The following is a 23,813-nucleotide window of genomic DNA, read 5'->3' as shown; positions in this document are numbered from 1 at the left end:
TTCGGGAATGGCAATCAAGGCGATCCTGTTCGACAAGGACGGAACCCTCATCGACTTCGAAGCGACGTGGCGCGCAATTGCCGAAAACATGGCGATGAAAGCCGCTGACAGTGATCGCGCGGAAGCCGACCGCCTGCTGGCTGTCGCCGGCTATGACGCGGAAAATCGCTGCTTCAAGGCTGACTCCGTGTTTGCCGCCGGCACCAATGCCGAGCTCATCCAGCTTTGGTATCCCGAAGCCGACGCCGAAGAACGTCATGCGCTGGTTGCCAGCTATGACCGTTTCACGGCGCAGGAAGGCGCCAATCATGCGGTCGCGCTCGACGGCGTGAAGGAAGCACTGGCGACCCTGCACGAAAACGGCATCAAGCTCGGTGTCGCCACCAACGATTCCACACTTGGTGCGGAAAAGACCCTGCTGGCTTTGGGTATCGCGCAAATGTTCGCGGCAGCTTACGGATATGATGCGGTGGCCAACCCCAAGCCTGCGCCCGATGCGCTGCACGCTTTTGCCGACATGAACGGGTTGCGGCCCAGCGAAGTGGCGATGGTCGGCGACAACCGTCACGATCTGGAAATGGCGCGCGCGGCTGGTGCTGGTCTCGCGGTTGGCGTTCTCAGCGGCACAGGGTCGCGTAAGACGCTGGGCAGCCTTGCCGATGTGATCCTAGGTTCGGTAGCCGAACTGCCAGCCTATATGCAGGAAAATCCCTGACAGCAGCCTGGCAGCATCGGACTGGAAGCCGGCTTGGTCTAGCCCTTCCGGCCTAGTGACGCGTCGGCAAGCCGCTGTAGTATTCTGACTCCGAACGGAACAAACAGCCATGATGATGCATCTGCTTGCCGCCGCATCGATCGCCATAACTGCCGCCGCCATGCCGCCGCCTGCAAACAGCGGCGATCTGTTGGGCAAGTTTCTTTGGAAACGGCGCGTGGTGCTGGTGTTCGGCGATCGGATGAACCAGAGCGTGGCCGATCAAACGGACGACCTTCACGCCGTTCATGCGGAAGCGGAGAGCCGAGATCTAACCGTTCTGACGATCGTCGGCGGCATCGTTTCAGATGGCGGGGAGGGTGGCTTACCGCCGGCCGACGCCCTGCGCCGTCGCTTTCGCGTCGACGATCAGGAGCGCTTCACGGTCATCCTCCTTGGCAAGGATGGCCAGGAAAAGCTGCGCGACACCAAGCCCGTCACCTCAGGCGCACTGTTCGAACTGATCGACTCCATGCCGATGCGGCAGCGGGAAGCGCGCGAAAACGACTAAGGTCGTGAACTCCTAGTGGTTGTCCGCCAACCTCCCCCTTGAGGGGAGGTCGAACCGAAGGTTCGGGTGGGGGTAATGACACGCTCGGCGCTTCAGTACCCCCACCCCTAACCCCTCCCCTCAAGGGGGAGGGGAATGGCTCCCGAAACCGCAATCGAGTTCGCAACCTCTACTGCAATGTGGCCTTCATGCTGCCGGTGAGGCCTCGCCTAGGCCGGCAGCTGCTTAGCGGTCAGCATTTCTTTTCAAATCTATATGGCGAAAAAGCCAAACGCCCAACCTCTCCCTTGAGGGGAGGTCGCGCGGCAGGCGCGGGTGGGGGTAATCTTGGCGCGGAGGAATTCGTGTCTACGGACGCGTCTTCAATCCCTGAGATCGCGCCGCAGGATCTTGCCGACAGCCGTCTTCGGCAGGTCCTGGCGGAACTCGAAATGGCGCGGCCGCTTGTAGCCCGTCAGGTTCTCGCGGCAGAACTCCCGCAGCTCCTCTTCGCTGAGGCTCTCGTCCTTCTTCACCACAAACAGCTTCGGCACTTCGCCGGACTTCTCGTCCGTTACGCCGATCGCAGCCACTTCCAGTACCTTAGGATGGCGCGCGACGACTTCCTCGATCTCGTTGGGATAAACGTTGAAGCCGGAAACCAGGATCATGTCCTTCTTGCGGTCCACGATCTTGGTGTAGCCCTGCGGGTTCATGAAGCCGATATCGCCGGACTTCAGGAAGCCGTCCGCCGTCATGACCTTGGCGGTTTCGTCCGGCCGGTTCCAATAGCCCGACATGACCTGCGGTCCGCGAATGCAGATCTCGCCGACTTCGCCGAGTGCAACCTCGACGCCATTTTCGTCGCGGATGGAGACTTCGGTCGAAGGCAGCGGCAGGCCGATCGTGCCGGAAAACTGGTCGGCATCGAAGCGGTTGGCGGTAGCGACCGGTGAAGTTTCCGACAGGCCGTAACCCTCCGCGATCATCGATCCGGTCAGCTTCTGCCAGCGTTCGGCAACGGATGGCTGCACCGCCATGCCGCCGCCGAAGGTCAGCACCAGCGACGAGAAGTCGAGCTTCTGGAAGTCCTTGTTGTTCAACAGCGCGTTGAACAGCGTGTTGAGGCCAGGCAGGATGTTGAACTTGGTACGGCGCAACTCCTTGGCAAAGGCTGCAATATCGCGCGGATTGGTGATCAGAACGTTCTGCGCGCCCTGCTGCATGCCCATTAGCGCGTTCACCGTCAGCGCGTAGATATGATACAGCGGCAGCGCGCAAACGAAGACCGGCTTTTCCGGCCGTTGCCGCTTGATGTAAGCGCTTTCCAGCCAGGCCGCGTTCTGCGCGATATTGGAAAGCACATTGGCATGGCTGAGCATCGCGCCCTTCGAAATGCCCGTTGTGCCGCCGGTATATTGCAGGAAAGCGAGATCCTGCGCAGTCACCGCCACCGGCTTCAGCTTGGCAGTGCGTCCAGCCTTGAGCGCGGCATTGAAGCGGATATGACCCTTCAGCGTCCAGTTCGGCACCATCTTGCGCACGCGCCGCACAACCAGATTCACCGCCAGCCCCTTGAGCCCCAGCAGATCGCCAAGGCTCGCCACCACCACATGCTTGACCGGCGTGCTGCCGATCACCGCTTCCAGCGTATGGGCGAAGTTTTCCAGGATCACGATCGCTTCGGCGCCAGCATCCTTCAACTGATGCTCGAGCTCCCTTGCGGTATAAAGCGGGTTGACGTTGACCACCGTATAACCCGCCCGCAAGGCACCCATCAGCGCGATCGGATATTGCAGCACGTTCGGCATCATCAAGGCGATGCGCGCGCCCTTGGCGAGGCCCTGCGCTTGCAGGTAAGCGCCAAAAGCCGCGGATGCCTCTTCCAGCTCCACGAACTTCATGTCCCGCCCCATGCAGGAAAAGGCAATGCGCCCGGCATAGCGCTTGCAGGCATTGACCATCAGGTCGCCGAGCGAGTCGGCGGGAAGGGCCGGAATGGAAGTCGGCACATTCGGCGGATAGCTGGCGAGCCAAGGCTTGTCGGCCGAAGCGGATTTTCGTGTCGCCGTCTGCGGTTCCGGCTGCGCGACCTCGTCGGCTGCCGCTGGCTCAGCAATGTCGCCGGCGGGCGCGGGTTTTTCAACCGGTGAGGGGGAAGCTGGTTCAACCGTATCTGCAGGCTGTAAAACGACCTCGGCGGGATCTTCGACGGGGGCGCTGTTCTTCACATCAGCACTGCTGAAGGTGGAAACGGCAGCATCGTCGAAAGCCTGATCAGGTGTAGCCTGATCGACGGTAGGCACAGTCTTGCGCGTCCGCGGCTTCGTCACCGCTTTTGCATTAGGTGCCGGCGCGGCCTTTATGGGCTTGGCCTGGGGCTTCTTTGGGGCGTTGGCAGATCGCTCTTCCGCGACCGGCTCTACCTCTGGCGCCGAGTCTTGGGCAATTGGCACAGCCTCCGCTTGAGGCTCATGGGTCTTCGCAGATGCTGCCGCCCTGCGCGCGCGCTTGGCGGGCGCTGCGGCAGGCTTCGCTTCGCTTTCGACGCTTGCGTCCGCCGCCGGCGATACGGCTTCGGACGTAATGGGCGGCTCGGAAGCGGGATTGACGCTGTTGGTTCTGGTAGCCGGTGGTGCCGCGGTCGCCTCGGCTTCAGTGCTTGCTGCAGCCGCACTCACGGCAGCGCCGGTCGTCGCCTTGCGCGTGCGCGGCTTGGCCGCTCTGTCAGGACCGGTTGTCTCGGCCGCTTTCGCCTTTGCGCGTGGCTTCGGCGCCGGCTTGGCGGCATCGCTCGTTGCAGCGAGGCCGGCTGCCGGACTGGCCTCTTCAGCCTTGGCACGGCTGGCGGTCTTCGGCTTGGCAGCGGTTTTCGAAGGGGCAGCCTGGTCAGCAGCAGCCGTCTTGCGGACGCGCTTCGGCTTGTCCGCAGCTGCCGCTTCCGGTCCTTGTTCTGCCTGCGCCGCTTTAACCGCTTTCGCCATCTCGGGTCCCTTCGCCGCTTCTGTCGTTAAGAGCAGTTTATCGGCAGCGCCGGAAGGGAAGCAAGATCAACTGCTCATAAGCTCTCTGAGCCTTATTGGCCGAAGCCCTTATGTTCGGCAAGGAACGCCGTTTCCTGCGCCGTGCTTTCACGACCCAGCGCCTTGTTGCGATGCGGGTAACGGCCAAACCGCGCGAGAATGTCGCGATGCTCGATCGCTGCCTTCAATCCAGCCTCTTCGCCAAGGCCTTCGAACAAGGACACGCACCGCTCGCCATCGGCCAGCATTTCGGAATGTTCGAGCGGCAGATAAAGAAACAGCCTCTCATCTTTGCTCATGTCCTGATCCAGCCCGCCATCGATCACCCGCCGTGCAATCGCCAGAGCTCGATCGTCGGTAGCAAAAGCCCGCGCCGTTCCCCGGAACAGATTGCGCGAAAACTGATCGAACACGATGATCGCCGCCAGCGCCGTTCGCGGATCGTCCAGAGCGGCGTCCGGTATCTCGGCGCGGAGCTGATCGTGCAGCTCGGAAAATCGCTCGCGGATCCGATCGTCGACATGGCTGCCGCCGGCGAACCAGTCGTTCCAGCTCAGCTCGTCGAACCAGAAAGTGAGGACATCGTTCGCCCAAGCCGGGCGAGGCGTCTGCGGGGTGTCTTGGGAAGCTGTCATATCCATGATCGAGGGTTTCTAGCGTCCATTTATTACAGCAATTTGCGTTGCCATATCATCGAATGGCGCTGCCATTCATGCAATGCGCGCCCGATCAAACCCGCTTGAGGAGGGAGCGCCGGGGTCTTCAATCGTTGCCCCTTCGATACAACGCGGCTAGAAGGCGCCAGCGTTGCCGCATCAGCTGTTGCCAGGCCGGCCGCTGATTTCACGTGAATCCGGACTTCTGTCATGCTCGCCACCCGCCAAGAAACGCGGCAATCTGCCTTGTCCATGCCCATGCTGAAGCGTTTCTTCAGCTACTACGCGCCGTATAAGAGCTTGTTTATGCTCGATTTTGGCTGCGCAGTCCTGGCCGGCCTGTTCGAACTCGGCTTCCCCATGGCGGTACGCGCCTTTATCGACGACCTGCTGCCCACCGAGAACTGGACCCTGATCCTGCTCGCTTCCGCAGCCCTCCTCGTGATCTACGCCATCAATGCAGGCCTGATGGCTGTCGTGGTTTATTGGGGCCACATGCTCGGCATCAACATCGAAACCGAGATGCGTCGAAAGAGCTTCGACCACCTGCAGAAGCTGTCTTTCCGCTTCTACGACAACCACAAGACCGGCCATCTCGTGGGCCGTGTCACCAAGGATCTCGAGGAAATCGGCGAGGTCGCGCATCACGGCCCGGAAGACCTCTTCATCGCCATCATGACGTTGATCGGCGCCTTCGCCTTGATGTTTGCGGTGAACTGGAAGCTTGCGCTGATTGCCGTCGTGATCGTGCCCTTCATGGCATGGGTCACCAGCCGCTACGGCGCCCGCATGACCCGCAATTGGCGCGCTCTTTACCGCAGTGTCGGCGACTTCAACGTGCGTATCGAAGAAAATGTCGGCGGAATGCGAGTCGTTCAGGCCTTCGCCAACGAAGACCACGAGCGCATGCTGTTTGCCCGCGACAATGCCGGCTACCGCTCAACCAAGCTCGAAGCCTACAAGCTGATGGCTGCCTCCACCTCGCTGTCCTACATGAGCATGCGGCTGATCCAGCTCGTGGTCATGGTGGCCGGGGCGTATTTCGTGCTGGAAGGCGAATTGTCGGCTGGTGGCTTCGTCGGCTTCCTGCTGCTGGTGAACGTGTTCTTCCGTCCGATCGAGAAGATCAATTCCGTGATCGAGACCTATCCGAAAGGCATCGCCGGCTTCCGTCTTTACACCGAACTGCTCGATACCGAGCCGGATATCGCCGACCGCCCGAACGCAGAGGATGCGCCTGCCTTGAAGGGGTTCGTGGACTATCGCGATGTCAGCTTCGGCTATGGCGGCGCGCCGGTGCTTTCCGGCGTCAACCTGACGATCGAGCCGGGCACGACGGTCGCCTTCGTCGGTCCATCGGGTGCCGGCAAGACCACGATCTGCTCGCTTCTGCCGCGCTTCTACGAAACGCAGGGCGGCGCAATCACCGTGGATGGCATCGACATCCGCGACATGACTCTGGCGTCGCTTCGTGGCCAGATAGGCATCGTGCAGCAGGATGTCTTCCTGTTCGGCGGCACCGTGCGCGAAAACATCGCCTATGGCCGGCTGGAAGCGACCGACGCCGAGATCGCCGAAGCCGCGCGTCTTGCCCGCCTCGATGCCGTGATCGCCCAGATGCCGAACGGCTATGACACGATCATCGGTGAACGCGGCGTGAAGCTGTCGGGCGGCCAGAAGCAGCGTCTGGCGATCGCCCGCATGTTCCTGAAGAACCCGCCGATCCTGATCCTCGACGAAGCCACTTCGGCGCTGGATACAGCGACTGAACGCGAGATCCAGAAGTCGCTCGCCGAACTAAGCCAAGGCCGCACGACGCTGGTGATCGCGCACCGCCTGGCCACCATCCGCAACGCCGACAAGATCGTCGTCGTCGACCGCTCCGGCGTCGTGGAAACCGGCACGCATCGCGAATTGCTGGCGGCTGACGGCCTTTATGCCAAGCTGCATATGGCGCAGGAACTGGAGTGAATGTCGGTTCCCTCGCGGTCGGGGTTTGACCATCCGTGGCAATCAGGGTGACGGTCGGCATTGCGACTGACACGAAGAGGTTTGCTTGGCTCACTCGCGTACCGCCAATCGCTATTCGGCGCTGAGCCTCGTTCGCGAGGGCCTGCGCGGTCATTCCGGCTGGCAACAGGCCTGGCGCTCGCCCGAACCGAAAGCGGCTTATGATGCAGTGATCATCGGCGGCGGCGGTCAGGGTCTAGCAACCGCCTATTATCTCGCCAAGAACCACGGCATGACCAAGGTCGCCGTGGTGGAAAAAGGCTGGATCGGCGGCGGAAATACCGGCCGCAACACCTCCACCATCCGCTCCAACTACTTCTATCCCGAAAGCGTCGCACTCTACGATTACTCGCTGAAGCTCTACGAGACGCTGGGCAAGGAGCTGAACTACAACATCATGTTCTCGCAGCGCGGCGTCGTCACCGTCGCGCATTCCGATGCGGAGATGGAGATCGCCGCGCGCATCGTGAATGCGATGCAGATCAACGATACCGACGCCGAACTCTTTTCGCGTGACCAGGTGTTGGAAAAGGCGCCCTTGCTAAACAGTGGCGATCAGGCGCGCTACCCGATCTTCGGGGGCGTTTGGCAGGGCAGGGCGGGCGTTGCGCGCCATGATGCTGTTGCCTGGGGCTATGCCCGCGCGGCGGATGGCTTCGGCGTCGACATCATCCAGGATTGCGCCGTCACCGGCTTCCTTATCGAGAACGGCCGCTGCGTGGGCGTCGAGACCTCGAAGGGTGAGATTCGCGCCGGCGCTGTCGGGATCGCCACCGCCGGCAATTCCGGCGTAGTGGCGGGAATGGCTGGCTTCAACCTGCCGATCAAATCCTATTCCCTGCAGGCGATGGTGTCCGAGCCGGTGAAGCCGTGCCTCGACACGGTGGTGCTTTACCTTGGAACGGGCACCTACCTGTTCCAGTCCGACAAAGGCGAGATCGTGGTGGGCGGCGGCATCGACCGCATTCCGTCCTATGCCCAGCGCGGCAACCCGCCGGTGCAAGCAACGGTTCTGTCGGGCATGCTGGAAATGTTTCCAAGCTTTGGCCAGTTGAAGATGCTCAGGCAATGGGCCGGCGTGGTCGATGTCGTGCCGGACAGCTCGCCGATCATCGGCCCGTCGCCTGTGCCGGGTCTTTATCTGAATTGCGGCTGGGGCACAGGCGGCTTCAAGGCCATTCCGGCCGGCGGCGTGCTTCTGGCGCATCTCATGGCGACCGGCGAGCATCACGATATCAGCCGCCCATTCGATCTCGATCGGTTCCGCACCGGCCGGTTGATCGATGAAGCGGCCGGCTCCGGCATCGCGCATTAGGACCTGAGATGCAGCTTTTCTCCTGCCCGTTCTGCGGTCCGCGCGATGAAACCGAGTTCACCTTTGGCGGCGAGGCCGGCAAGGAAAGGCCAGAGCCTGCTCCAGATGTGTCGGCGGAAGACTGGTCGAAATATCTCCACCGCGTCGGCAATCCGCGGGGAAGAACGCGCGAAATCTGGGTCCACCACACCTGCGGCGAGTATTTCTTGATGGAACGCGACACGGTCAGCCATGTCGTGGCTGGCACGCAATCGTTGCGTGGAGGTGGCGCATGACCAGCCACCGCATCGGCTCGCTTGCCGCGGAAACGCTGCACTTCACCTTCGACGGCACGCGCTATCACGGCCGCCCCGGCGACACGATCGCCTCGGCGCTGCTTGCTAACGGCGTGCGCGTCGTCGGGCGTTCGTTCAAATATCACCGCCCGCGCGGCATCATGGGCTACGGTGTCGAGGAGCCGAACGCGCTGGTCGATGTCACGTTGAACGGCATCACCACGCCGAACCTGCGCGCGACCACCGAAGCGCTGGTCGATGGCATGATCGTGCGCTCGGTCAATGCCAGCCCGACGGCGGCTGATGACCGCAAAGGCTTCCTGGACCGCTTCGCACAGTTCCTGCCGGCCGGCTTCTACTACAAGACCTTCATCTGGCCGGACTGGCACCGCTTCGAACCGTCCATCCGTGCCATGGCTGGGCTGGGACGGCTTGATCCCCGCAACCAGCCGCCAGCGCAGAACCCGCAGATCGCGGCCCATTGCGACGTGCTGGTGATCGGCGGTGGCCCCGCCGGTCTGCACGCTGCACAACAGGCCATGGGCGAAGGCAAGTCTGTGATGCTGGTGGACGACCAGCCGGTTATCGGTGGTTCACTGCTGTCGCGCAGCGCGGAGATCGACGGCAAACCCGGCTTGGAATGGGCCGCCACGGTCAGCGCCGATCTCCAGGCGAATGGCCACCGTGTCCTCACCGACACCACGGCTTATGGCATCTATGATCACAACCTCGTCGCGCTTTGGCAGCGCAGGGCCGGCCAGTCGGATGCGCAATGGCGCGTCCGGGCGAAAGAGATCGTGCTGGCGGCCGGTGCGATCGAACGGCCGCTGATCTTCCCCGACAATGATCGCCCTGGTGTGATGCTGGCCGATGCCGCGCTGAGCTACCTTGCCCGGCACAAGGTCCTGGTCGGGCGCCGTATTGTGCTCGCGACCAACAATGATCGCGCTTATCCCGTGGCCGATGCGCTGCGGCGAGCGGGCGCTGCGGTGACAATCGCGGATCTTCGGCCACAAGCGAGTGATGGCGCGCTAGCCAGTGCCAAGATTGAAGCCGTGCATGGACCTAAGGGCGTCGAAGCCGTCACCATCTCCGGTCAGCGCATTGCAGCCGACTCCCTGCTTATGGCAGGCGGGCTGACGCCGAGCGTGCATCTTTATTGCCAGGCGGGCGGCAAGCTGACCTATGACGAGACCATTGCGGCCTTCGTTCCGCGCGACGATCTTCCTGGTATCCGGGTCGTTGGCGCAGCGGCCGGTCAGTACGCGCTGACGGAAATCCTTAGCCTGGGTGGCGAGCCGCATCCTTACGCGATCGCTCCGGCTTGGCCTCAGCGCGACGCCAAGGGGCGGCAGTGGGTCGACTTCCAGAACGACGTGACGGTGAAAGACATCGCACTGGCCGAGCGGGAAAACTTCCGCTCCGTCGAGCATCTCAAGCGCTACACCACGCTTGGCATGGCGACCGATCAGGGCAAGACGTCGAACATGAACGGCCTTGCCACCATGGCGGCGCTGACCGGGCAGACCATCCCGCAGACCGGCACCACGACCTATCGCCCGCCCTTCGTGCCCGTGCCGTTCGGTGTGGTGGCCGGGCGGCGGCGCGGGGAGTTTTTCAACCCTGTTCGCCGTCTGGTGCTGGAACGCGAGCATCGCGACGCCGGCGCGGTGTTCCGCGAATATGGCGGCTGGCTGCGACCGGCCTGGTTCGGCGGTGCCAATGCCGCCGCCAACATCCGCCGCGAAGCAATTGCCGCCCGCACCACCGTAGGCATTCTCGATGGCTCGCCGCTTGGCAAGATCGAGGTGATCGGCGCGGATGCCGGCGCGCTTGTCGACTACAATTCCTACAACACGCTGTCGAACCTGAAGCCTAGCCGCATCCGCTACGGCTTCATGCTGACCGAAAGCGGCGTAATTTATGATGACGGCGTGACGTCGAAGATTTCCGACGAGCACTACGTCGTGTCCTGCTCGTCGGGCCATGTCGCCGGCGTCGTGGCGCGGTTGGAAGAATGGCGGCAGGATCGCTTTGATCCCGCGCGCGTCTTCGTGCACAACTCCACGCCGCAATGGGCGACGCTGACGGCGAGCGGTCCCAATTCCAAGGCGCTCGTTGCCGCCCTTGGCCTCGGTGTCGATCTGGATGATGCCGCGCTGCCGCACATGGCTTTCGCTGATGGCCAGTTCCAAGCCGCGCCGGCGCGGGTGTCGCGCGTGTCCTTCACCGGCGACCGCTCCTATGAAATCGCGGTTCCCTCGGCGAAGGCGGCCAGTCTGCTCGCCGCTATGCAGGAAGCGGGCAAGCCGCTCGATGCCGTGCTGATGGGGTCAGAAGCGCTGCTCCTGCTGCGCGCCGAAAAGGGCTACGTCATCGCCGGCAAGGACACGGACGGCACGACCATGCCGCAGGATCTCGGCATCATCGGGCCGATGCAGAAGCGGCAGAACGAATATGTCGGACGGCGCTCGCTGTTGACGGATAACGCGCAACGACCTGATCGCTCGCACTTCGTCGGCCTGACGGTTGAGGGAGACACCACGCTGCCGGTCGGCGCGCACGGTGTGGAGACGCTGAATAGCAAGCGCCGGTCGATCGGCTTCGTGACATCCAGCTATGACAGTCCGACCCTCAATCGTCCGATCGCACTTGGTCTGATCGAGCGCGGCATGGAACGGAAGGGCGAGGTGATCGATTTGGTCCACCTTGGGCAAACCTTCCGCGCGCGCATCGCCGAACCCTGCGCCTTCGACCCGGAAGGAGCGCGCCTCAATGCCTGACTTCCTGCCGAAGACCATGCTCGACCGCGGCACCTTCTGGACGCCTGTACCGGACTGGACGTCTGCGAGGCTGCACGGCGATGGTTGGAGCGCGCGTGCCGTCCCGGACCTTCATCGTGTGCTTGTCAGCGGCAACCTTGAAGCAGCCGTCGCGAGCCTGGCACCGGGAGCGCCGAGCATCGGACTGTGGCAGATCGCCGAAAGGGAGATCCATGCGCTGCGGATCGGCCGTGACCGGATGCTGATAACCTCCGTTGAACCGCTCGCTGCCAATCCTGGTTGGAACGCCGACGGTTACGCCGTCAGCCTTGCCGATGATGCTTATCGCACAGTCGAGATCCAGGGGCCGAAGCTGCGAGAACTCATCGCGGAAATGAGTTTTGTCGATCTGGAGGGCAGAAGTCCCTCAGCCGCGACGCTGGTGTGCGGCCAGCCAGCTCTGCTTCATCGCACAAGCCCTGATTGTGCGCGGCTTCACATCGAAGCGCCACTAGCGACCACTATTTGGCACTGGCTGGAACGCCGTTAATGCGCGGCGTTCGAGATCTTTGACGCGCCGGGCGCGAAGGAAAGACGTGCAGCCGGCCTCAGGCGAGAACCGACCAATAAACGTAATTTGCGATAATAGCGACGAAGCAGAGCCCCCACACTTCGTATCTGGGCTCTGGTCCGTCCACATCGAACTTCATGTTCGCGGCCCTGATTGAGTTCACACTCCGGGCTTAGTCTTCAGCAGTTTCCGATACGTAAATTGCGATTCAATTTTGACGCGCTTTACGAGGAGTGTCTCTGCTTCTTCAGGGTTGCGTTAATGGAGGCTTACCGATGGGCCCATTGCTGATCTGACGCAAAGGGCATCATCGGCTTTGACGTCGCGCATCTTCATGGACGGAATCTCATTGCCGAAGATGTCCCGGTACGACATGCATTCCTGCGCAGCCTGTTGTTCTTCCTGGATTTCCATGCCGCGCTGCATTCCGGCCAGATAGGCTTGGTAGACTTCAGGCGCGCACTTCTCACCGGTCTTTGTCACTTTGCGAGCAAGTCGTCGCTCCATTCGCCGGTCGCGGGCGTGTCTACGAATACGCATGTTTCCTCCTGCCGCGTTCAAAGAACGCACAGCCATCTACAAGGCACACTGGCAGAAAAAGTATTAGGCTTTCAATTCGAAAATCGACGCAGGACTTGAGTCGGCAGTGCAACTTTAGGCTTAGACAGCGGGTGGAGGCTCGGCCAGATCGGGATCGTCATAGCGGTCTTTATAGGACTGGATCAGGCGGTCGACGGCCTCGCGCGTGACGCGATTATAGCTTTCCGAAAAGCCGAGCGTGGCCACCAGTTTCCAGTGTCCCTGGATCAGGGTCGAGAACAGAAAGCCGATTTCCGCACAGGCGCGCTGACTGAGTTCGGGATTGCTGATCTGCACTTCATGCGCGATCGTGTGCTGCAGGATGTTGTAATGCTCACGCAGCTTGTTGCGCACCGCCTTTGATCCCGTGGCAAGCGACATCACGGCGTCGTAGACGGCCGTATCGGCCGGTTTCGCCAGTCCCTCCTTGGTGAGGAGGTTGAAGTAGTAGTCGAGAAATAAGGGCAGACGCTCAGCCGAGTTGGCCTGATGGATGCCGCGCATCAGCAGCATGCGATGTGCCGAAGCCAAAGCTTCGCAGACTGCGACCATCAAGGCTTCCGGCTCAGGGAAATAATGCCGGATCAACTGGCGCGACATGCCGGCCTGTTCCGCGATCCTGTCATAGGACGGCATCGGCAAGCCGTTCTCCGAGATCGCCTTGATGGCGGCCTGCACGATCTCGGGCCGACGAATGTCACAAAGCGTCTTGCGCATGGCGGTTCAGACTTGTCTTGGGCCGACGGGGCAATGCGCCAGGGTCAGTTTGCGCCATCAAGGCTGTAACCACTGGCGCCCTTCAACAGTGCCAGGATTGTGCGGTTGACCGGAACGTCGATGCCATGTCGTTCAGCGGCTTCCACAACCGCGCCGGTGATGAAGGCATATTCCAGAGGCCGGCCGGCCAGACGATCATAAAGCATTGATGATCCGCTGTTTGGCGACTTGGCGTTGCGTGCCAGCGGTCCCTCGATGTCGGAATCGCTGAGCTTTGCGCCGGCGGCCTTCGCCACGGCAACCACTTCACGCCCGATGCTGCGGGCCAATTCTGCAACCTGGCTGTCCGAAAACACCGCACCACGGCGCACGGTCAGCGCGGTGACAGGGTTGGCCATGGCATTGGTCAGCAGCTTGCCCCAGGCCACGGTCCGGAAGTCATCCTCGCCGTTGATCTCGAAGGCGCTTCCGGCAAACAGCTCGGCAAAATCATCGCCCACGGGCCCTTGCGGCACACTGATCTTGGCATGGCCGTGATGGAGGATGTGTCCGGGTGCCAAGCGCTCGACGGCGCAGATCATGATGGCCGGCAGGACCTGTGTTTCAGCAGGCAAAAAGGGCCGAACACGCTCTTCGTGCTCGATGCCGTTCTGCGTGACAACCACGACGCTGTCGGGTCCTGCGAGCTTTTCCAACCATGCTGCAGCACTCGGCACATCCTGCGCCTTGGTGGTTACGAGGATCCATTTGGCAGGCTTTTCCGCCGCAGGGTCGGTAGCGATCCGAACGGGTACGGTGGTTTCCGAGCCGCCGTCGGCTTCGGTGATCACCAGCTTGTCGAAGGGCGTGCGCACACACAAGGTGATGTCATGCCCGGCAGCGTGGAGCTGGCTTGCCAGATACCCGCCGATCCCGCCGCTGCCGATGATCGCGATCCGCTCGCCTGCCTTTTGACCCTGCACCATGCCTGTTCCCTGCTCTTATCTTTCGAGCCGCTTGTATGCGGCAAGTCGCGGAAAGGAACAACTGCCGCCTTGCCTTGTTGGCCTGCTTGTCCAAGTTGGGCTGAGCGAGAACAATAAGAGAGCGAGACGTGCATGAGCATCGGACTGTTGGGGCTGCTTGACGACATAGCAGGCATCGTCAAGGTCGCGGCCTCGTCGGTCGATGATGTTGCGGGCATGGCGACGAAGGCCGGCGTGAAGGCAAGTGCGGCCGTGATCGACGATGCGGCCGTCACGCCGCGTTATCTGGACGGGTTTGCGGCCAAGCGGGAACTGCCGATTGTCGGCAAGATTGCGCTGGGCTCGCTCAAGAACAAGCTCTTGTTCCTGCTGCCGGCCGCCCTCGTGCTGAGCTTCTTTCTGCCCTCCGCCATCACGCCGCTGCTGATGCTGGGCGGCGCTTATCTCGCTTACGAAGGTGCCGAGAAGGTGTTTCACGCCTTGGCACCGAGCCATGCGGAAGGACACGAGGAAAAGCTGACGCCGGTGGCGATGAACGCTGCCAGCCGTGAGGACGAGCAGGTCGCGAGCGCGATCAAGACCGACTTCATTCTGTCGGCCGAGATCATGACCATCGCGCTGGCGGCCATTCCCGCCAACAGCTTCATCATGCAAGCGGCGGTTCTGGCGCTTGTCGGCACCGGCATCACGCTGCTGGTTTACGGCGCCGTGGCGCTGATCGTGCGCCTGGACGACATGGGCATGTATCTCGCACGCCATGCGCTGACTGGCTTCGGTCGCGCTCTCGGACGCGCCATGGTGAAGGGCATGCCGACGGTCATGCTGGTGCTTGGCGTGATCGGTACGGCCGCCATGATCTGGGTAGGCGGCAGCATCGTCGCGCACGGCGCGGGCGGTTTCGGCTGGCATGGGCCGGCCGCTGCGATCGAGCATGTGCATGAATTAGCCGATCATGCGGCCGGACCGATCGTCGCCTGGTTTGCTGAAACAGCCGGCTTCGGCCTTTTCGGATTGGCACTGGGCACGGTTCTGATCCCGATCGCCAGCACGGTGATTTCGCCTGGCTGGAAAGCGATCAAGTCCGCTTTTGGCAAGTAAGATCGCATCCTTGCGGCTTGATGAGTGGCGATGTTCCGGCGCCACTATTGGCTGTGAGTCCGGTGCTCTATCGCGTTCAAGAACGCCTCACAGCTGTACGACCTGCGTCGAAGCAAGCTTGAGCAGGCACGAACTCGATATAGAATAGGTAAGGATCGCTCGTCGTGAGCGCTGACGCCGCAAGCTAAGGATTGGGTTTTGGCTGATTAGCTTGCAAACCACATCTTGTGAGATGATGGTGCCCAGGAGAGGACTCGAACCTCCACGCCTCGCGGCACACGGACCTGAACCGTGCGCGTCTACCAATTCCGCCACCTGGGCAGGTGTGCGCCGCCGATGTACGTGCGGCGCTGGATTCTGTCAACGCACAATCTTCGCTGTTTCCAGCAATCTTCGCAGATGCGTCCGTCTGCGAAGATCGTGAGCCGGCATGGGCTGCCGGCCAAGCGGAGTTTACAGCGTTTCCTTGGATGCGACGGTGGAATCTGCATTGAGCTTGTAGACGATCGGCACGCCGGTTCCGAGTTCCATGGAGACGACCTCCTCGCCGGTCAGGCCATCCAGCGCCATGATGAGGGCGCGCAGCGAGTTGCCGTGGGCGGCGACCAGAACGGTCTCACCGCGGAGCACATGCGGCTGGACTTCGTGCATGTAGTAGGGCCAGACGCGTGCGCCGGTGTCACGCAGGCTTTCGCCGCCGGGCGGCGGCACGTCATAGGAGCGGCGCCAGATATGAACCTGGTCCTCGCCCCACTTGGCACGCGCATCGTCCTTGTTGAGGCCAGACAGGTCGCCGTAATCGCGCTCGTTCAGCGCCTGGTTGCGGATGGTCTTGAGGCTGTCCTGAGCCAATTCGCCGAGGATCAGTGCGCAGGTGTTCTGCGCCCGCTTCAGGTCGGACGTATAAGCGAGATCGAACTTCAGCCCGCGGGCGGCAAGCTTGGTGCCTGCTGCCTTGGCTTCGGTAACGCCCTGTTCGGTCAGCTCTGGATCACGCCAGCCGGTGAACAGGTTCTTGAGGTTCCAATCGCTCTGGCCGTGGCGCACGAGCACGAGGGTACCGGACATTTATCTCTCCCAGTTCGTTCTGATGATCAGAGGCAGCGCTGGCGCTCAAGCCAGGCCAAGGACGTCTCGCATGGAATAAAGGCCCGATTTGCGTCCGCGCGCCCACAAGGCCGCACGCACAGCGCCGCGCGCAAAGATCGAGCGGTCTTCGGCCATATGGCAAAGCGTGATGCGTTCGCCGGCGCCAGCCAGGATCACGGAATGCTCGCCGACAACAGAACCGCCTCGCAAGGTGGCGAAGCCGATCGTGCCTGCTTCCCGCGAACCGGTGTGGCCGTCGCGACTGCGTACGCTGTTTTCTTCAAGCTCGATGGCGCGACCCTCTGCCGCCGACTGGCCGAGCAGCAAGGCCGTGCCGGACGGCGCATCCACCTTGTGGCGATGGTGCATTTCCAGCACCTCGATGTCGAAATCGGCTGCGGGAAGGGCGCGAGCCGCCTGTTCCACCAGCGCCGCCAGAAGATTGACGCCGAGGCTCATATTGCCGGACTTCACGATCGTCGCGTGACGCGCGGCAGCCAGAATCTTGGCGTCATCCTCTGCCGAGCATCCGGTGGTGCCGATCACATGCGCGATATGGGCCTGCGCGGCATAACCTGCGAACTCCACGCTTGCCGCCGGCGAGGTGAAGTCGAGCACGCCGTCGGCCTGGGCGAATACCGGCAACGGATCATCTGTCACGAGGACGCCGAGCGACCCGACGCCGGCAAGCTCACCTGCATCACGGCCGAGCGCAGCGGAGCCTTGCCGCTCGACCGCGCCCGACAAAACAGCATCCTTGGTCTCGCCGATTGCGCGGATCAGCGCCTGACCCATGCGGCCGCCGGCACCAACCACAACCAGTCGCATCGGCTTCGATGCGTTCTCGCTCATCATGGCAGTGTCTTTCGCTGCACGGTCGAGGTTTCGGATGAAGCGCGGTCTTCCACGAGCTCCAGACCCTTCTGCGTTTGAAGGCGATAGAAGCGGGCATAGATGCCGTTCTTGTCGGCCAGCAATTCGTCATGCGTGCCTTGCTCGACGACTTCGCCGGAATCCATCACCACGATCTTGTCGGCACTGACCACGGTCGACATGCGATGAGCAATAACGATGGTGGTGCGGCCCTGCATGACGCGCTCGAGCGCCGCCTGCACCTGCGCTTCCGATTCATTGTCGAGCGCCGACGTGGCTTCGTCGAGCACGAGGATCGGTGCATTGCGCAGGATGGCACGGGCGATCGACACGCGTTGGCGCTGGCCGCCGGAAAGCGTGGCGCCGCTTTCCCCGACCAGCGTATCGTAGCCTTCGGTTTGGGCCCGGATGAAAGTATCGGCATAGGCGATGCCGGCGGCTTCCTCGACTTCGGCGTCGGTCGCGTCCGGGCGGCCATAGCGGATGTTGTCGCGGATCGTGCCTTCAAACAGATAAGGCTGTTGCGAAACATAGGCGATCTGGCTGCGCAGCGACTGCTTGGTGACCCGTGCGATATCCTGACCATCCACAGTGATGCGGCCGGACTGGAGATCGTAGAAGCGCAGCAGAAGCGAGATCAGCGTCGATTTGCCGGCGCCTGACGAACCGACGATGGCTGTTGTCTGGTTGGCACCTGCTTCGAAAGAGACGGCACGCAGCACGGGCAGCGTTTCGTCGTAAGCGAAGCTGGCATTTTCGAACCGCACGGCGCCGGATTGCACCTTCAACTCGGTGGCACCGGCGGCATCGCGCTGATGCGGCTCGATGTCGAGAATTTCATAGATCATGCGCGCATTGACGAGAGACTTTTCAAGATTGACCTGGACGCGGGCCAAGCGGCGCGCGGGGTCGTAAGCCAGCATCAGCGCGGTGATGAAGGCGAAGACGGCGCCGGGCGGCAGCTGTTCGTAGGCCGCGCGATAGCCGGAATAAGCGATCACACCGGCAACGGCGACGCCGGCCAGAATTTCCGCGATCGGCGTAGTGCGCTCGGACACCTGGGCGATCTTGTTGGCGCGCTGTTCGGCATCGTCGATCAGCGCGCCGATGCGCCGCGACAGCTGGTCTTCCATGGTGAAGGCCTTGACGATGGCCACACCCTGCGTTGCTTCCTGGATCGCACCGACAAGACGGGAATTGACCACGACAGCCTTGCGCGCAGCCTTGCGCAGACGACGCATCAGCGTGTTCACCGCAAAGATCAACGGCGGGCCGATCAGCAGCGCGATCATGGCCAGGAACGGGTCCTGGTAGATCATGACGCCCACCAGCGCGAGCAGCGAAACCAGATCGCGCGCAATGGAGGTCAGCGTCATCGACAAGAGGTCGCGTACGCCGTTGACGTTTTCGGTGATGCGCGCGGCCAGCTGACCGGAGCGCTGGTCGCTGAAAAAGCCGATGCCGAGCTTCATCAGGTGATCGAAGATACGCTTCTGATAACGCGCCACGAGATTGTTGCCGACGCGCGCCAGGATCACCGACTGCGCATAACCGGCCACGCCGCGGATAAGGAAAGCGGCGAAGATCGAAGCAGAGATCAGCGCGATCAGGTCGGCGCGGGCATTGACGAAGATCTCGTCGATGACGTCGCGCATGATCCAGGCGCTGAATGCGGTGGTGGCGGCAATTGCCAGCAGGCACAGGATGGCAACCGTGTAGGAGCCGACATAATCCCGGCTGTTTTCCGCCAGCATCCGCTTCAGGATGGAGAACGTCTCGCCCCTGAAGATGCCGCGCTTGGCTTTAACCGCCTCGTTCTGCTTGATGGCCGTCAACCGCTCGTCCAGTCCGTTGAACAGCCGACGCAGCATGCGGCCGGCTGTTGGCGCCTTCATAAAGGCATCGCGGCCACATTTCTATCGGCGAATCGCGGATGGTTGCCCCAAGCTGACGCGCGATGTCACGCGCTCCAGCTGCGGCCATGCGTTTCGACGCCAAACAAAGCGGGCGTGCGGGCAAAGGCGGCCAGACCGGCGAGCGCGGCCAGCGGATGGGTAATCACATAAACCGGCATGGTGCTGAGAAGGTGGCTATGCGGCGCCTTGTCTTCGAACGCCCTGCGGAAAGCGCCGGTTTTCAATGCCGGGATGATCTTTTGCGCAATGCCGCCGGTCAAGAATACGCCGCCCTTACTCATGAACACCAGCGCCAGATCGCCGGCCGTGCGGCCCAACGCCGTCACGAACATCTCGACGGCTTCCACGGCGATTGCGTCGGACTTGTCCAGCGCATGTGCAGTGACCTCGGCCGGTGTGGTCAGCACGGCTTCCTTGCCGTCGGTCCTGGCGATGGCGCGATAAAGGTTCACCAGACCGCGGCCGCTGAGCAGCTGTTCGCCTGACACACGGCCTTCGATTTGCTCGATATGCGGCCACACCGCGTAGTCGCGCTCCGTGCGCGGCCCGATATCCATGTGCCCGCCTTCGCCCGGAACGGGGATCCAGGTATGAACGGCATGCACGAGGCCGGCGACGCCGAGGCCGGTTCCCGGCCCAAGCACGACACGGCTGGCGAGCGCTTCACCTGTCCCGCCGCCGATCTTTTCCATATGCGGCTCGCCCAAGGCCACGACGGCAAGCGCCTGCGCCTCGAAATCGTTGAGAACGATCAGTTCGGAAAAGCCGAGTTCGCCGAAGAAGGTCTTCGGCCGCACAACCCACGGACAGTTGGTCAAGCGGATTTCGTCGCCTTCCACCGGGCCTGCAACGGCCAGCACCGCCGACATCGGGCGCAACGAGGTGCGGTCGAGGATCGAGGTCTGGATCGCATCATCGATCGTGGCGAAATCCGCCGTTTGCACGATCGGGAATTCCTTGGGGTCGGCATGGGGCCCGGTCAGGATCGCGAAGCGCGCATTGGTGCCGCCGATGTCGCCGATCAGAACCGGGAACTTCAACACCGTGTCTTCAAAAAGCTGGGCCATGTCGTTTCTATCCAATCCGCTCGGTCATGCGCCATTCAAGCCGGCTTCCTCGCTGCGGAGGATCATTTCCGCGGAAGCCCGGTTGAGCGCCATTGCAATGTCGTAAACGATGCCGAGCCGCATTAGTGCCTTCACGTCGACATCATGCGGCATCGGCGTCAGCGGATCGACGAAGAAGATGAGGATGTAGATCGCGCCTTCCGCAATCAGCGCGCCGATCTGCTGATCTCCGCCAAGCGGCCCGCTTTTCAGAAGCGTGACATCGAGCTGCGGGCAGGCTGCCTTCACCAGGCTGCCCGTCGTGCCGGTGGCAACCAGGCTGCAGGTCTCGAAAAACGCGGCATGCGCAGAAACGAAGGCGACGAGGTCGTCCTTCTTCAAATCATGCGCGATGAGGGCGATGCGGCGGGACATGGGCGGACCGAACTAAATCGATTGAGACCTAATCCGGTTCGCGCCCGCCGCCAAGGCTTGGCGGTCTCTTTATTGTCCGGATGGGCGGGGAGACGGCACCGGAATGGCGTTCGGCAGTTCCGGCTCAACCGGTGAAGCGGTCGGGATGACATCGGCCACGCGATTGCTGCCGCCGCCGACCGTTACCGAAGCTTCGGACTGCGGCGATGGCGCTTCCAGCACCATGCGGCATTCCTTAGGCAGCGCCTTCATGGTCATGACATCGCGGGCGCGGGGTGCTTGCGGGCCGGTAGGTTTACGCCAGGGTTCTTCGGTGAACCACCAGGCCAGCGACTTGTCGCAGCCGTCGCCGGTGCCGGTGGACTCCTGAGCCTTGCAGCCGACAGAGCCGGGCGGGCAGCCGATGCGCACGTGGAAATGATAGTCGTGTCCCCAGAATGGCCGCACCTTGTTCAGCCAGGATCGGTCGCCCTTCACTGTGTCGCAGAGCTTCTTCTTGATGCCGGGATGCACGAAGATGCGCTCGACTTCAGGATAGCCGGCGGCGCGTTTGAGGATCGCAGCATGCGCTGGCGTCCAAAGCCGATCGTCGACCGTCAGACCGCCGTCCTTGATCATGGATTTCGGCTCGAAGCTTTCGCGCTCCGGCCCAGACAAGCGCCGCTTCGGCATCGGCGTGAACCAGATGTCGGCATCAAGGCCGACCTGGTGAGAAGCGTGTCCCGACAACATCGGCCCGCCGCGGGGTTGCGAAATGTCGCCCAGCATCAGGCCGTTCCATCCATCCTTCTCCGCACCATCATCAGAAAGCTTTTCAAGCGTCTTGATAAGTTGCGGATGGCCCCAGCGGCGATTGCGCGACAAGCGCATGGCCTGCCAATGCGGACCATCCACCGCCATGGCGATGCCGCCGCCGAAGCAGCCTTTGGAATAAAAGCCGTAGGACTTCGCTGGCATTACAGCGGGCAGGGACTTGGAACCGAACAGGTCCTTTGCGAGCGGCTCGGCGGCGTTGACCTGCGGAATGGCGGGGACAAGCGCGAGCAGGGTGGCGCAGGCAAAGACCGCGCGGAGCCATCGGGAGGGTGTGCGCATCGGGTGATCTCCAACGGCGCTTTTGGCCGGCTTTGGCGCTGATCCTTCCGCCGTCAAGGTTAACCGGAGCTTAACAGCGTGCATCCGGTACCGAGTCGTGTCGCGGGATGTGGCTTACCCAGCGTCGCGCCAGTTGCCGGCCTGCATCATCGCTTGGAGCGCCATGCGGTAGTTTGGGTAGCGGAACGTGTATCCGGCGTGACGCAGCTTGGCGTTGGAAACGCGCTTGTTGTCGCCGTAAAAACTGCGCGCCATCGGCGACATGTCGGCTTCGTCGAACGGGGTTTCCGGCGGCGGCGCCATCCCCATGAGATCAGCGGCTAAGGCAACGACATCCTGCGGCGGCCCCGGCTCGTCATCGGCGATGTTGAAGGCCCCGCCGATCTTTTCGCGCGCCAGCAGCTCCGTTGCACCGGCAATATCCTCGACGTGGATGCGGTTGAAGACCTGACCCGGCTTGATGACGCGCTTGGCCTTTCCTTGTTCGAGGTTGAGGAAGGTGTTGCGGCCCGGACCATAGATGCCGGCCAGCCTGAGCAGCGCCACCGGTACACCGCGCTCGTCACCGAAATCCGTCCAGGCTTGTTCAGCAGCAACGCGCTGGCGTCCACGCGTGGAGGTCGGGTCCTTTGCATCCTCTTCCACGACCCAGCCGCCGCCTCGGTCACCATAAACGCCGACGGTGGAAAGATAGCCAATCCATTCGAGCGCCGGTGTGTGACCATGCAGCAGACCGGCGGCGGCGTTCAGTACGGGATCGCCTGAAGCATCGGGCGCGGCGGAGAGGATGAGATGTGTGACCTGCTTCAGTTCAGCGGCGAGTTCAGCGGAAATCGATCCATCGAACTGGAAGGGCCGGATGCCCGCGCGCTCCAGATGCGCGAACTTGTCTGGCGAGCGCGTCGTGCCTGCAACGGGGATACCGGCTTGCGCAAAGCGACGCCCTATCGCGCGGCCGGAAAAGCCGGCGCCGAAGATCAAAACGCGCATGGGTATGCTTCCTCAAATACCGGTAAGGCAGTTTGCCATTCCTCGAGCACACCCGAGTCGGCCTCATCCGCATGACGCTCGCTGAGACGAACAAACACAGCGCGCGGCATCAACCGGGATAGCGCCCACACGGCGGCACCGCGCACAAGCGGGTTCGGATCGGCAAGGAGCGCTTCACATGGCGGGATCAACACAGCGTCGCCGGAATTGCCTGCCGCGATCAGGACGTTGCGCAGGAAGCGATCGCGCCCGATCCGTTTCACCGGCGATCCACTAAACAGCGTTCGGAACGCCCCATCATCAAGCGCGAGCAGATCGGCCAGCTTCGGCGCACGCAGATCATCCCGCGCGGCGAACTTCGCTTCGGCCGCAACTCTTGCGAACTTGTTCCAAGGACAAGCGGCGAGGCAATCGTCGCAGCCATAGATACGGTTGCCGATCGCGGTCCGAAATTCCTGCGGGATTGGGCCCTTGTTCTCGATCGTCAGGTAGGAGATGCAGCGGCGTGCATCGAGCCGATAAGGAGCCGGAAACGCGTTGGTCGGGCAGGCGGTCTGACAGGCATTGCAGCGGCCGCAATGATCGATCACCGCATCGTCCGGCTCGAGTTCGGCGGTGGTGAAGATCGAGCCGAGGAACAGCCAGGAGCCGAAGTGGCGGCTGACCAGATTGGTATGCTTGCCCTGCCATCCCAGCCCGGCCTGTTCTGCCAGCGGCTTTTCCATCACCGGTGCTGTATCGACGAACACCTTCACGTCGGCGCCTGCGCGAGATGCAAACTTGCCGGCAAGCGTCTTCAGCTTGCCTTTGACGACATCATGATAATCACGGTTCTGCGCGTAAACCGAGATGGCCGCGCGATCCTTCCGGGCATGAACGCTGCGCGGATCGCTGTCGGGACCGTAATTCATGCCGAGCATGATCACGGAGCGCACTTCTCCCCAAAGGGTCTGAGGATCAGCGCGTTCGTCGGAACGCGTTTCCATCCAGTCCATGGAGCCATGACAGCCATCGCCCAGGAAGATCTGCAGCCGCTCAGGCGCGCTGGGGATGGCATCCGGTAGGGTGATGCCGACGGCATCGAACCCGACCGCTCTCGCCTCGACTTCGAGGAAAGCCCGCAACCGCGCTGCCCTCCCGGAAGCCGGCATCAT

21 protein-coding genes and 1 tRNA gene are annotated in these 23,813 nt (G+C 62.4%); 8 read left to right on the top strand and 14 right to left on the bottom strand.

Features of this window, described 5'->3' with window-relative positions:
* Positions 1-7: 7 nt before the first annotated feature.
* A complete protein-coding gene (locus IE166_RS12060; RefSeq protein ID WP_189504152.1) occupies positions 8-715 on the top strand; it encodes an HAD family hydrolase in 708 nt (235 codons plus the stop codon).
* A 109-nt stretch (positions 716-824) separates the two neighbouring features.
* On the top strand, positions 825-1,265 hold the full coding sequence (locus IE166_RS12055; RefSeq protein WP_189504150.1) for a DUF4174 domain-containing protein: 441 nt from the start codon (positions 825-827) through the stop codon (positions 1,263-1,265).
* A gap of 362 nt (positions 1,266-1,627) precedes the next feature.
* Here IE166_RS12055 and IE166_RS20680 read toward each other — a convergent pair whose 3' ends face one another.
* Positions 1,628-3,475, bottom strand: coding sequence for a long-chain-fatty-acid--CoA ligase (locus tag IE166_RS20680; protein ID WP_385966164.1), 1,848 nt, complete (start codon positions 3,473-3,475; stop codon positions 1,628-1,630).
* 845 nt (positions 3,476-4,320) lie between these two features.
* Entirely contained in the window at positions 4,321-4,902 is a 582-nt protein-coding gene (locus tag IE166_RS12045) for a DUF924 family protein (RefSeq protein WP_189504147.1), read from the bottom strand.
* A 279-nt stretch (positions 4,903-5,181) separates the two neighbouring features.
* Between IE166_RS12045 and IE166_RS12040 the strand changes: the two genes are divergently transcribed.
* From IE166_RS12040 to IE166_RS12020, 5 genes are all read left to right on the top strand, one after another.
* Positions 5,182-6,894, top strand: a complete 1,713-nt coding sequence (locus IE166_RS12040; RefSeq protein WP_189505895.1) for an ABC transporter ATP-binding protein — start codon at positions 5,182-5,184, stop codon at positions 6,892-6,894.
* An 85-nt stretch (positions 6,895-6,979) separates the two neighbouring features.
* Entirely contained in the window at positions 6,980-8,248 is a 1,269-nt protein-coding gene (locus IE166_RS12035) for a sarcosine oxidase subunit beta family protein (protein WP_189504145.1), read from the top strand.
* An 8-nt stretch (positions 8,249-8,256) separates the two neighbouring features.
* A complete protein-coding gene (locus tag IE166_RS12030; RefSeq protein WP_189504143.1) occupies positions 8,257-8,523 on the top strand; it encodes a sarcosine oxidase subunit delta in 267 nt (88 codons plus the stop codon).
* Positions 8,520-11,306 carry a 2Fe-2S iron-sulfur cluster-binding protein gene (locus tag IE166_RS12025; RefSeq protein WP_189504141.1) on the top strand — a complete coding sequence of 929 codons (2,787 nt, stop codon included), beginning with the start codon at positions 8,520-8,522 and terminating at the stop codon, positions 11,304-11,306. Before IE166_RS12030 ends, IE166_RS12025 begins: the two co-directional genes overlap by 4 nt.
* The gene (locus tag IE166_RS12020; RefSeq protein WP_189504139.1) at positions 11,299-11,835 is read left to right on the top strand and encodes an aminomethyltransferase family protein; all 537 of its coding nucleotides are present in this window, start codon (positions 11,299-11,301) and stop codon (positions 11,833-11,835) included. The genes IE166_RS12025 and IE166_RS12020 overlap by 8 nt, the downstream gene beginning before the upstream one ends.
* Positions 11,836-12,114: 279 nt before the next feature.
* Here IE166_RS12020 and IE166_RS12015 read toward each other — a convergent pair whose 3' ends face one another.
* The 3 genes from IE166_RS12015 to IE166_RS12005 form a co-directional block, all read right to left on the bottom strand.
* A complete protein-coding gene (locus IE166_RS12015) occupies positions 12,115-12,396 on the bottom strand; it encodes a hypothetical protein (RefSeq protein WP_189504137.1) in 282 nt (93 codons plus the stop codon).
* A gap of 120 nt (positions 12,397-12,516) precedes the next feature.
* Positions 12,517-13,152: a TetR/AcrR family transcriptional regulator gene (locus IE166_RS12010; RefSeq protein ID WP_189504135.1), complete on the bottom strand. Its 636-nt coding sequence runs from the start codon at positions 13,150-13,152 to the stop codon at positions 12,517-12,519.
* Between the two features lie 44 nt (positions 13,153-13,196).
* Positions 13,197-14,117, bottom strand: a complete 921-nt coding sequence (locus tag IE166_RS12005; protein WP_189504133.1) for a 2-dehydropantoate 2-reductase — start codon at positions 14,115-14,117, stop codon at positions 13,197-13,199.
* A gap of 132 nt (positions 14,118-14,249) precedes the next feature.
* Here IE166_RS12005 and IE166_RS12000 point away from each other — a divergent pair, with 132 nt between their 5' ends.
* A complete protein-coding gene (locus IE166_RS12000) occupies positions 14,250-15,215 on the top strand; it encodes a DUF808 domain-containing protein (RefSeq protein WP_189504131.1) in 966 nt (321 codons plus the stop codon).
* A gap of 236 nt (positions 15,216-15,451) precedes the next feature.
* On the opposite strand, the gene IE166_RS11995 is transcribed toward IE166_RS12000, so the two are convergent.
* The 9 genes from IE166_RS11995 to queG form a co-directional block, all read right to left on the bottom strand.
* Positions 15,452-15,536: transfer RNA gene (locus IE166_RS11995), tRNA-Leu, on the bottom strand.
* A 132-nt stretch (positions 15,537-15,668) separates the two neighbouring features.
* On the bottom strand, positions 15,669-16,283 hold the full coding sequence (locus IE166_RS11990) for a 2,3-bisphosphoglycerate-dependent phosphoglycerate mutase (RefSeq protein ID WP_189504130.1): 615 nt from the start codon (positions 16,281-16,283) through the stop codon (positions 15,669-15,671).
* 45 nt (positions 16,284-16,328) lie between these two features.
* Positions 16,329-17,156 (bottom strand): 4-hydroxy-tetrahydrodipicolinate reductase, encoded by an 828-nt coding sequence (dapB, locus tag IE166_RS11985; protein WP_189505893.1) that lies wholly within the window; start codon positions 17,154-17,156, stop codon positions 16,329-16,331.
* Complete coding sequence (locus IE166_RS11980) at positions 17,156-18,931, bottom strand: ABC transporter ATP-binding protein (RefSeq protein WP_244641514.1); 1,776 nt, start codon at positions 18,929-18,931, stop codon at positions 17,156-17,158. Before IE166_RS11980 ends, dapB begins: the two co-directional genes overlap by 1 nt.
* Before the next feature lie 206 nt (positions 18,932-19,137).
* Positions 19,138-20,160 carry a glucokinase gene (locus IE166_RS11975; protein WP_189504128.1) on the bottom strand — a complete coding sequence of 341 codons (1,023 nt, stop codon included), beginning with the start codon at positions 20,158-20,160 and terminating at the stop codon, positions 19,138-19,140.
* A 24-nt stretch (positions 20,161-20,184) separates the two neighbouring features.
* Positions 20,185-20,574, bottom strand: coding sequence for a methylglyoxal synthase (locus IE166_RS11970; RefSeq protein WP_189504126.1), 390 nt, complete (start codon positions 20,572-20,574; stop codon positions 20,185-20,187).
* A gap of 69 nt (positions 20,575-20,643) precedes the next feature.
* Positions 20,644-21,669 carry a penicillin-insensitive murein endopeptidase gene (gene mepA / locus IE166_RS11965; protein WP_189504125.1) on the bottom strand — a complete coding sequence of 342 codons (1,026 nt, stop codon included), beginning with the start codon at positions 21,667-21,669 and terminating at the stop codon, positions 20,644-20,646.
* A gap of 114 nt (positions 21,670-21,783) precedes the next feature.
* Positions 21,784-22,659, bottom strand: coding sequence for an SDR family oxidoreductase (locus tag IE166_RS11960; RefSeq protein ID WP_189504123.1), 876 nt, complete (start codon positions 22,657-22,659; stop codon positions 21,784-21,786).
* On the bottom strand, positions 22,647-23,813 hold the full coding sequence (gene queG / locus IE166_RS11955) for a tRNA epoxyqueuosine(34) reductase QueG (protein WP_189504121.1): 1,167 nt from the start codon (positions 23,811-23,813) through the stop codon (positions 22,647-22,649). Before queG ends, IE166_RS11960 begins: the two co-directional genes overlap by 13 nt.

Source organism: Tianweitania populi, assembly GCF_014652875.1.
In the GTDB taxonomy this organism is placed as follows: domain Bacteria; phylum Pseudomonadota; class Alphaproteobacteria; order Rhizobiales; family Rhizobiaceae; genus Tianweitania; species Tianweitania populi.
The sequence above is the reverse complement of the archived record's forward strand: the minus strand, read 5'-3'. Positions and strand labels throughout refer to the sequence as shown.

Bases quoted from the DNA above. Each gene is read 5' to 3' on its own strand.
- mepA (WP_189504125.1), bottom strand. From the start codon at position 21,669: ATGCGCACACCCTCCCGATGGCTCCGCGCGGTCTTTGCCTGCGCCACC.
- dapB (WP_189505893.1), bottom strand. From the start codon at position 17,156: ATGAGCGAGAACGCATCGAAGCCGATGCGACTGGTTGTGGTTGGTGCC.
- IE166_RS11980 (WP_244641514.1), bottom strand. From the start codon at position 18,931: ATGCTGGCGGAAAACAGCCGGGATTATGTCGGCTCCTACACGGTTGCC.
- queG (WP_189504121.1), bottom strand. From the start codon at position 23,813: ATGATGCCGGCTTCCGGGAGGGCAGCGCGGTTGCGGGCTTTCCTCGAA.
- IE166_RS12060 (WP_189504152.1), top strand. From the start codon at position 8: ATGGCAATCAAGGCGATCCTGTTCGACAAGGACGGAACCCTCATCGAC.
- IE166_RS12025 (WP_189504141.1), top strand. From the start codon at position 8,520: ATGACCAGCCACCGCATCGGCTCGCTTGCCGCGGAAACGCTGCACTTC.
- IE166_RS11990 (WP_189504130.1), bottom strand. From the start codon at position 16,283: ATGTCCGGTACCCTCGTGCTCGTGCGCCACGGCCAGAGCGATTGGAAC.
- IE166_RS11960 (WP_189504123.1), bottom strand. From the start codon at position 22,659: ATGCGCGTTTTGATCTTCGGCGCCGGCTTTTCCGGCCGCGCGATAGGG.
- IE166_RS12015 (WP_189504137.1), bottom strand. From the start codon at position 12,396: ATGCGTATTCGTAGACACGCCCGCGACCGGCGAATGGAGCGACGACTT.
- IE166_RS12055 (WP_189504150.1), top strand. From the start codon at position 825: ATGATGATGCATCTGCTTGCCGCCGCATCGATCGCCATAACTGCCGCC.
- IE166_RS11970 (WP_189504126.1), bottom strand. From the start codon at position 20,574: ATGTCCCGCCGCATCGCCCTCATCGCGCATGATTTGAAGAAGGACGAC.
- IE166_RS12040 (WP_189505895.1), top strand. From the start codon at position 5,182: ATGCTGAAGCGTTTCTTCAGCTACTACGCGCCGTATAAGAGCTTGTTT.
- IE166_RS12030 (WP_189504143.1), top strand. From the start codon at position 8,257: ATGCAGCTTTTCTCCTGCCCGTTCTGCGGTCCGCGCGATGAAACCGAG.
- IE166_RS12045 (WP_189504147.1), bottom strand. From the start codon at position 4,902: ATGACAGCTTCCCAAGACACCCCGCAGACGCCTCGCCCGGCTTGGGCG.
- IE166_RS12000 (WP_189504131.1), top strand. From the start codon at position 14,250: ATGAGCATCGGACTGTTGGGGCTGCTTGACGACATAGCAGGCATCGTC.
- IE166_RS12005 (WP_189504133.1), bottom strand. From the start codon at position 14,117: ATGGTGCAGGGTCAAAAGGCAGGCGAGCGGATCGCGATCATCGGCAGC.
- IE166_RS12020 (WP_189504139.1), top strand. From the start codon at position 11,299: ATGCCTGACTTCCTGCCGAAGACCATGCTCGACCGCGGCACCTTCTGG.
- IE166_RS11975 (WP_189504128.1), bottom strand. From the start codon at position 20,160: ATGGCCCAGCTTTTTGAAGACACGGTGTTGAAGTTCCCGGTTCTGATC.
- IE166_RS12010 (WP_189504135.1), bottom strand. From the start codon at position 13,152: ATGCGCAAGACGCTTTGTGACATTCGTCGGCCCGAGATCGTGCAGGCC.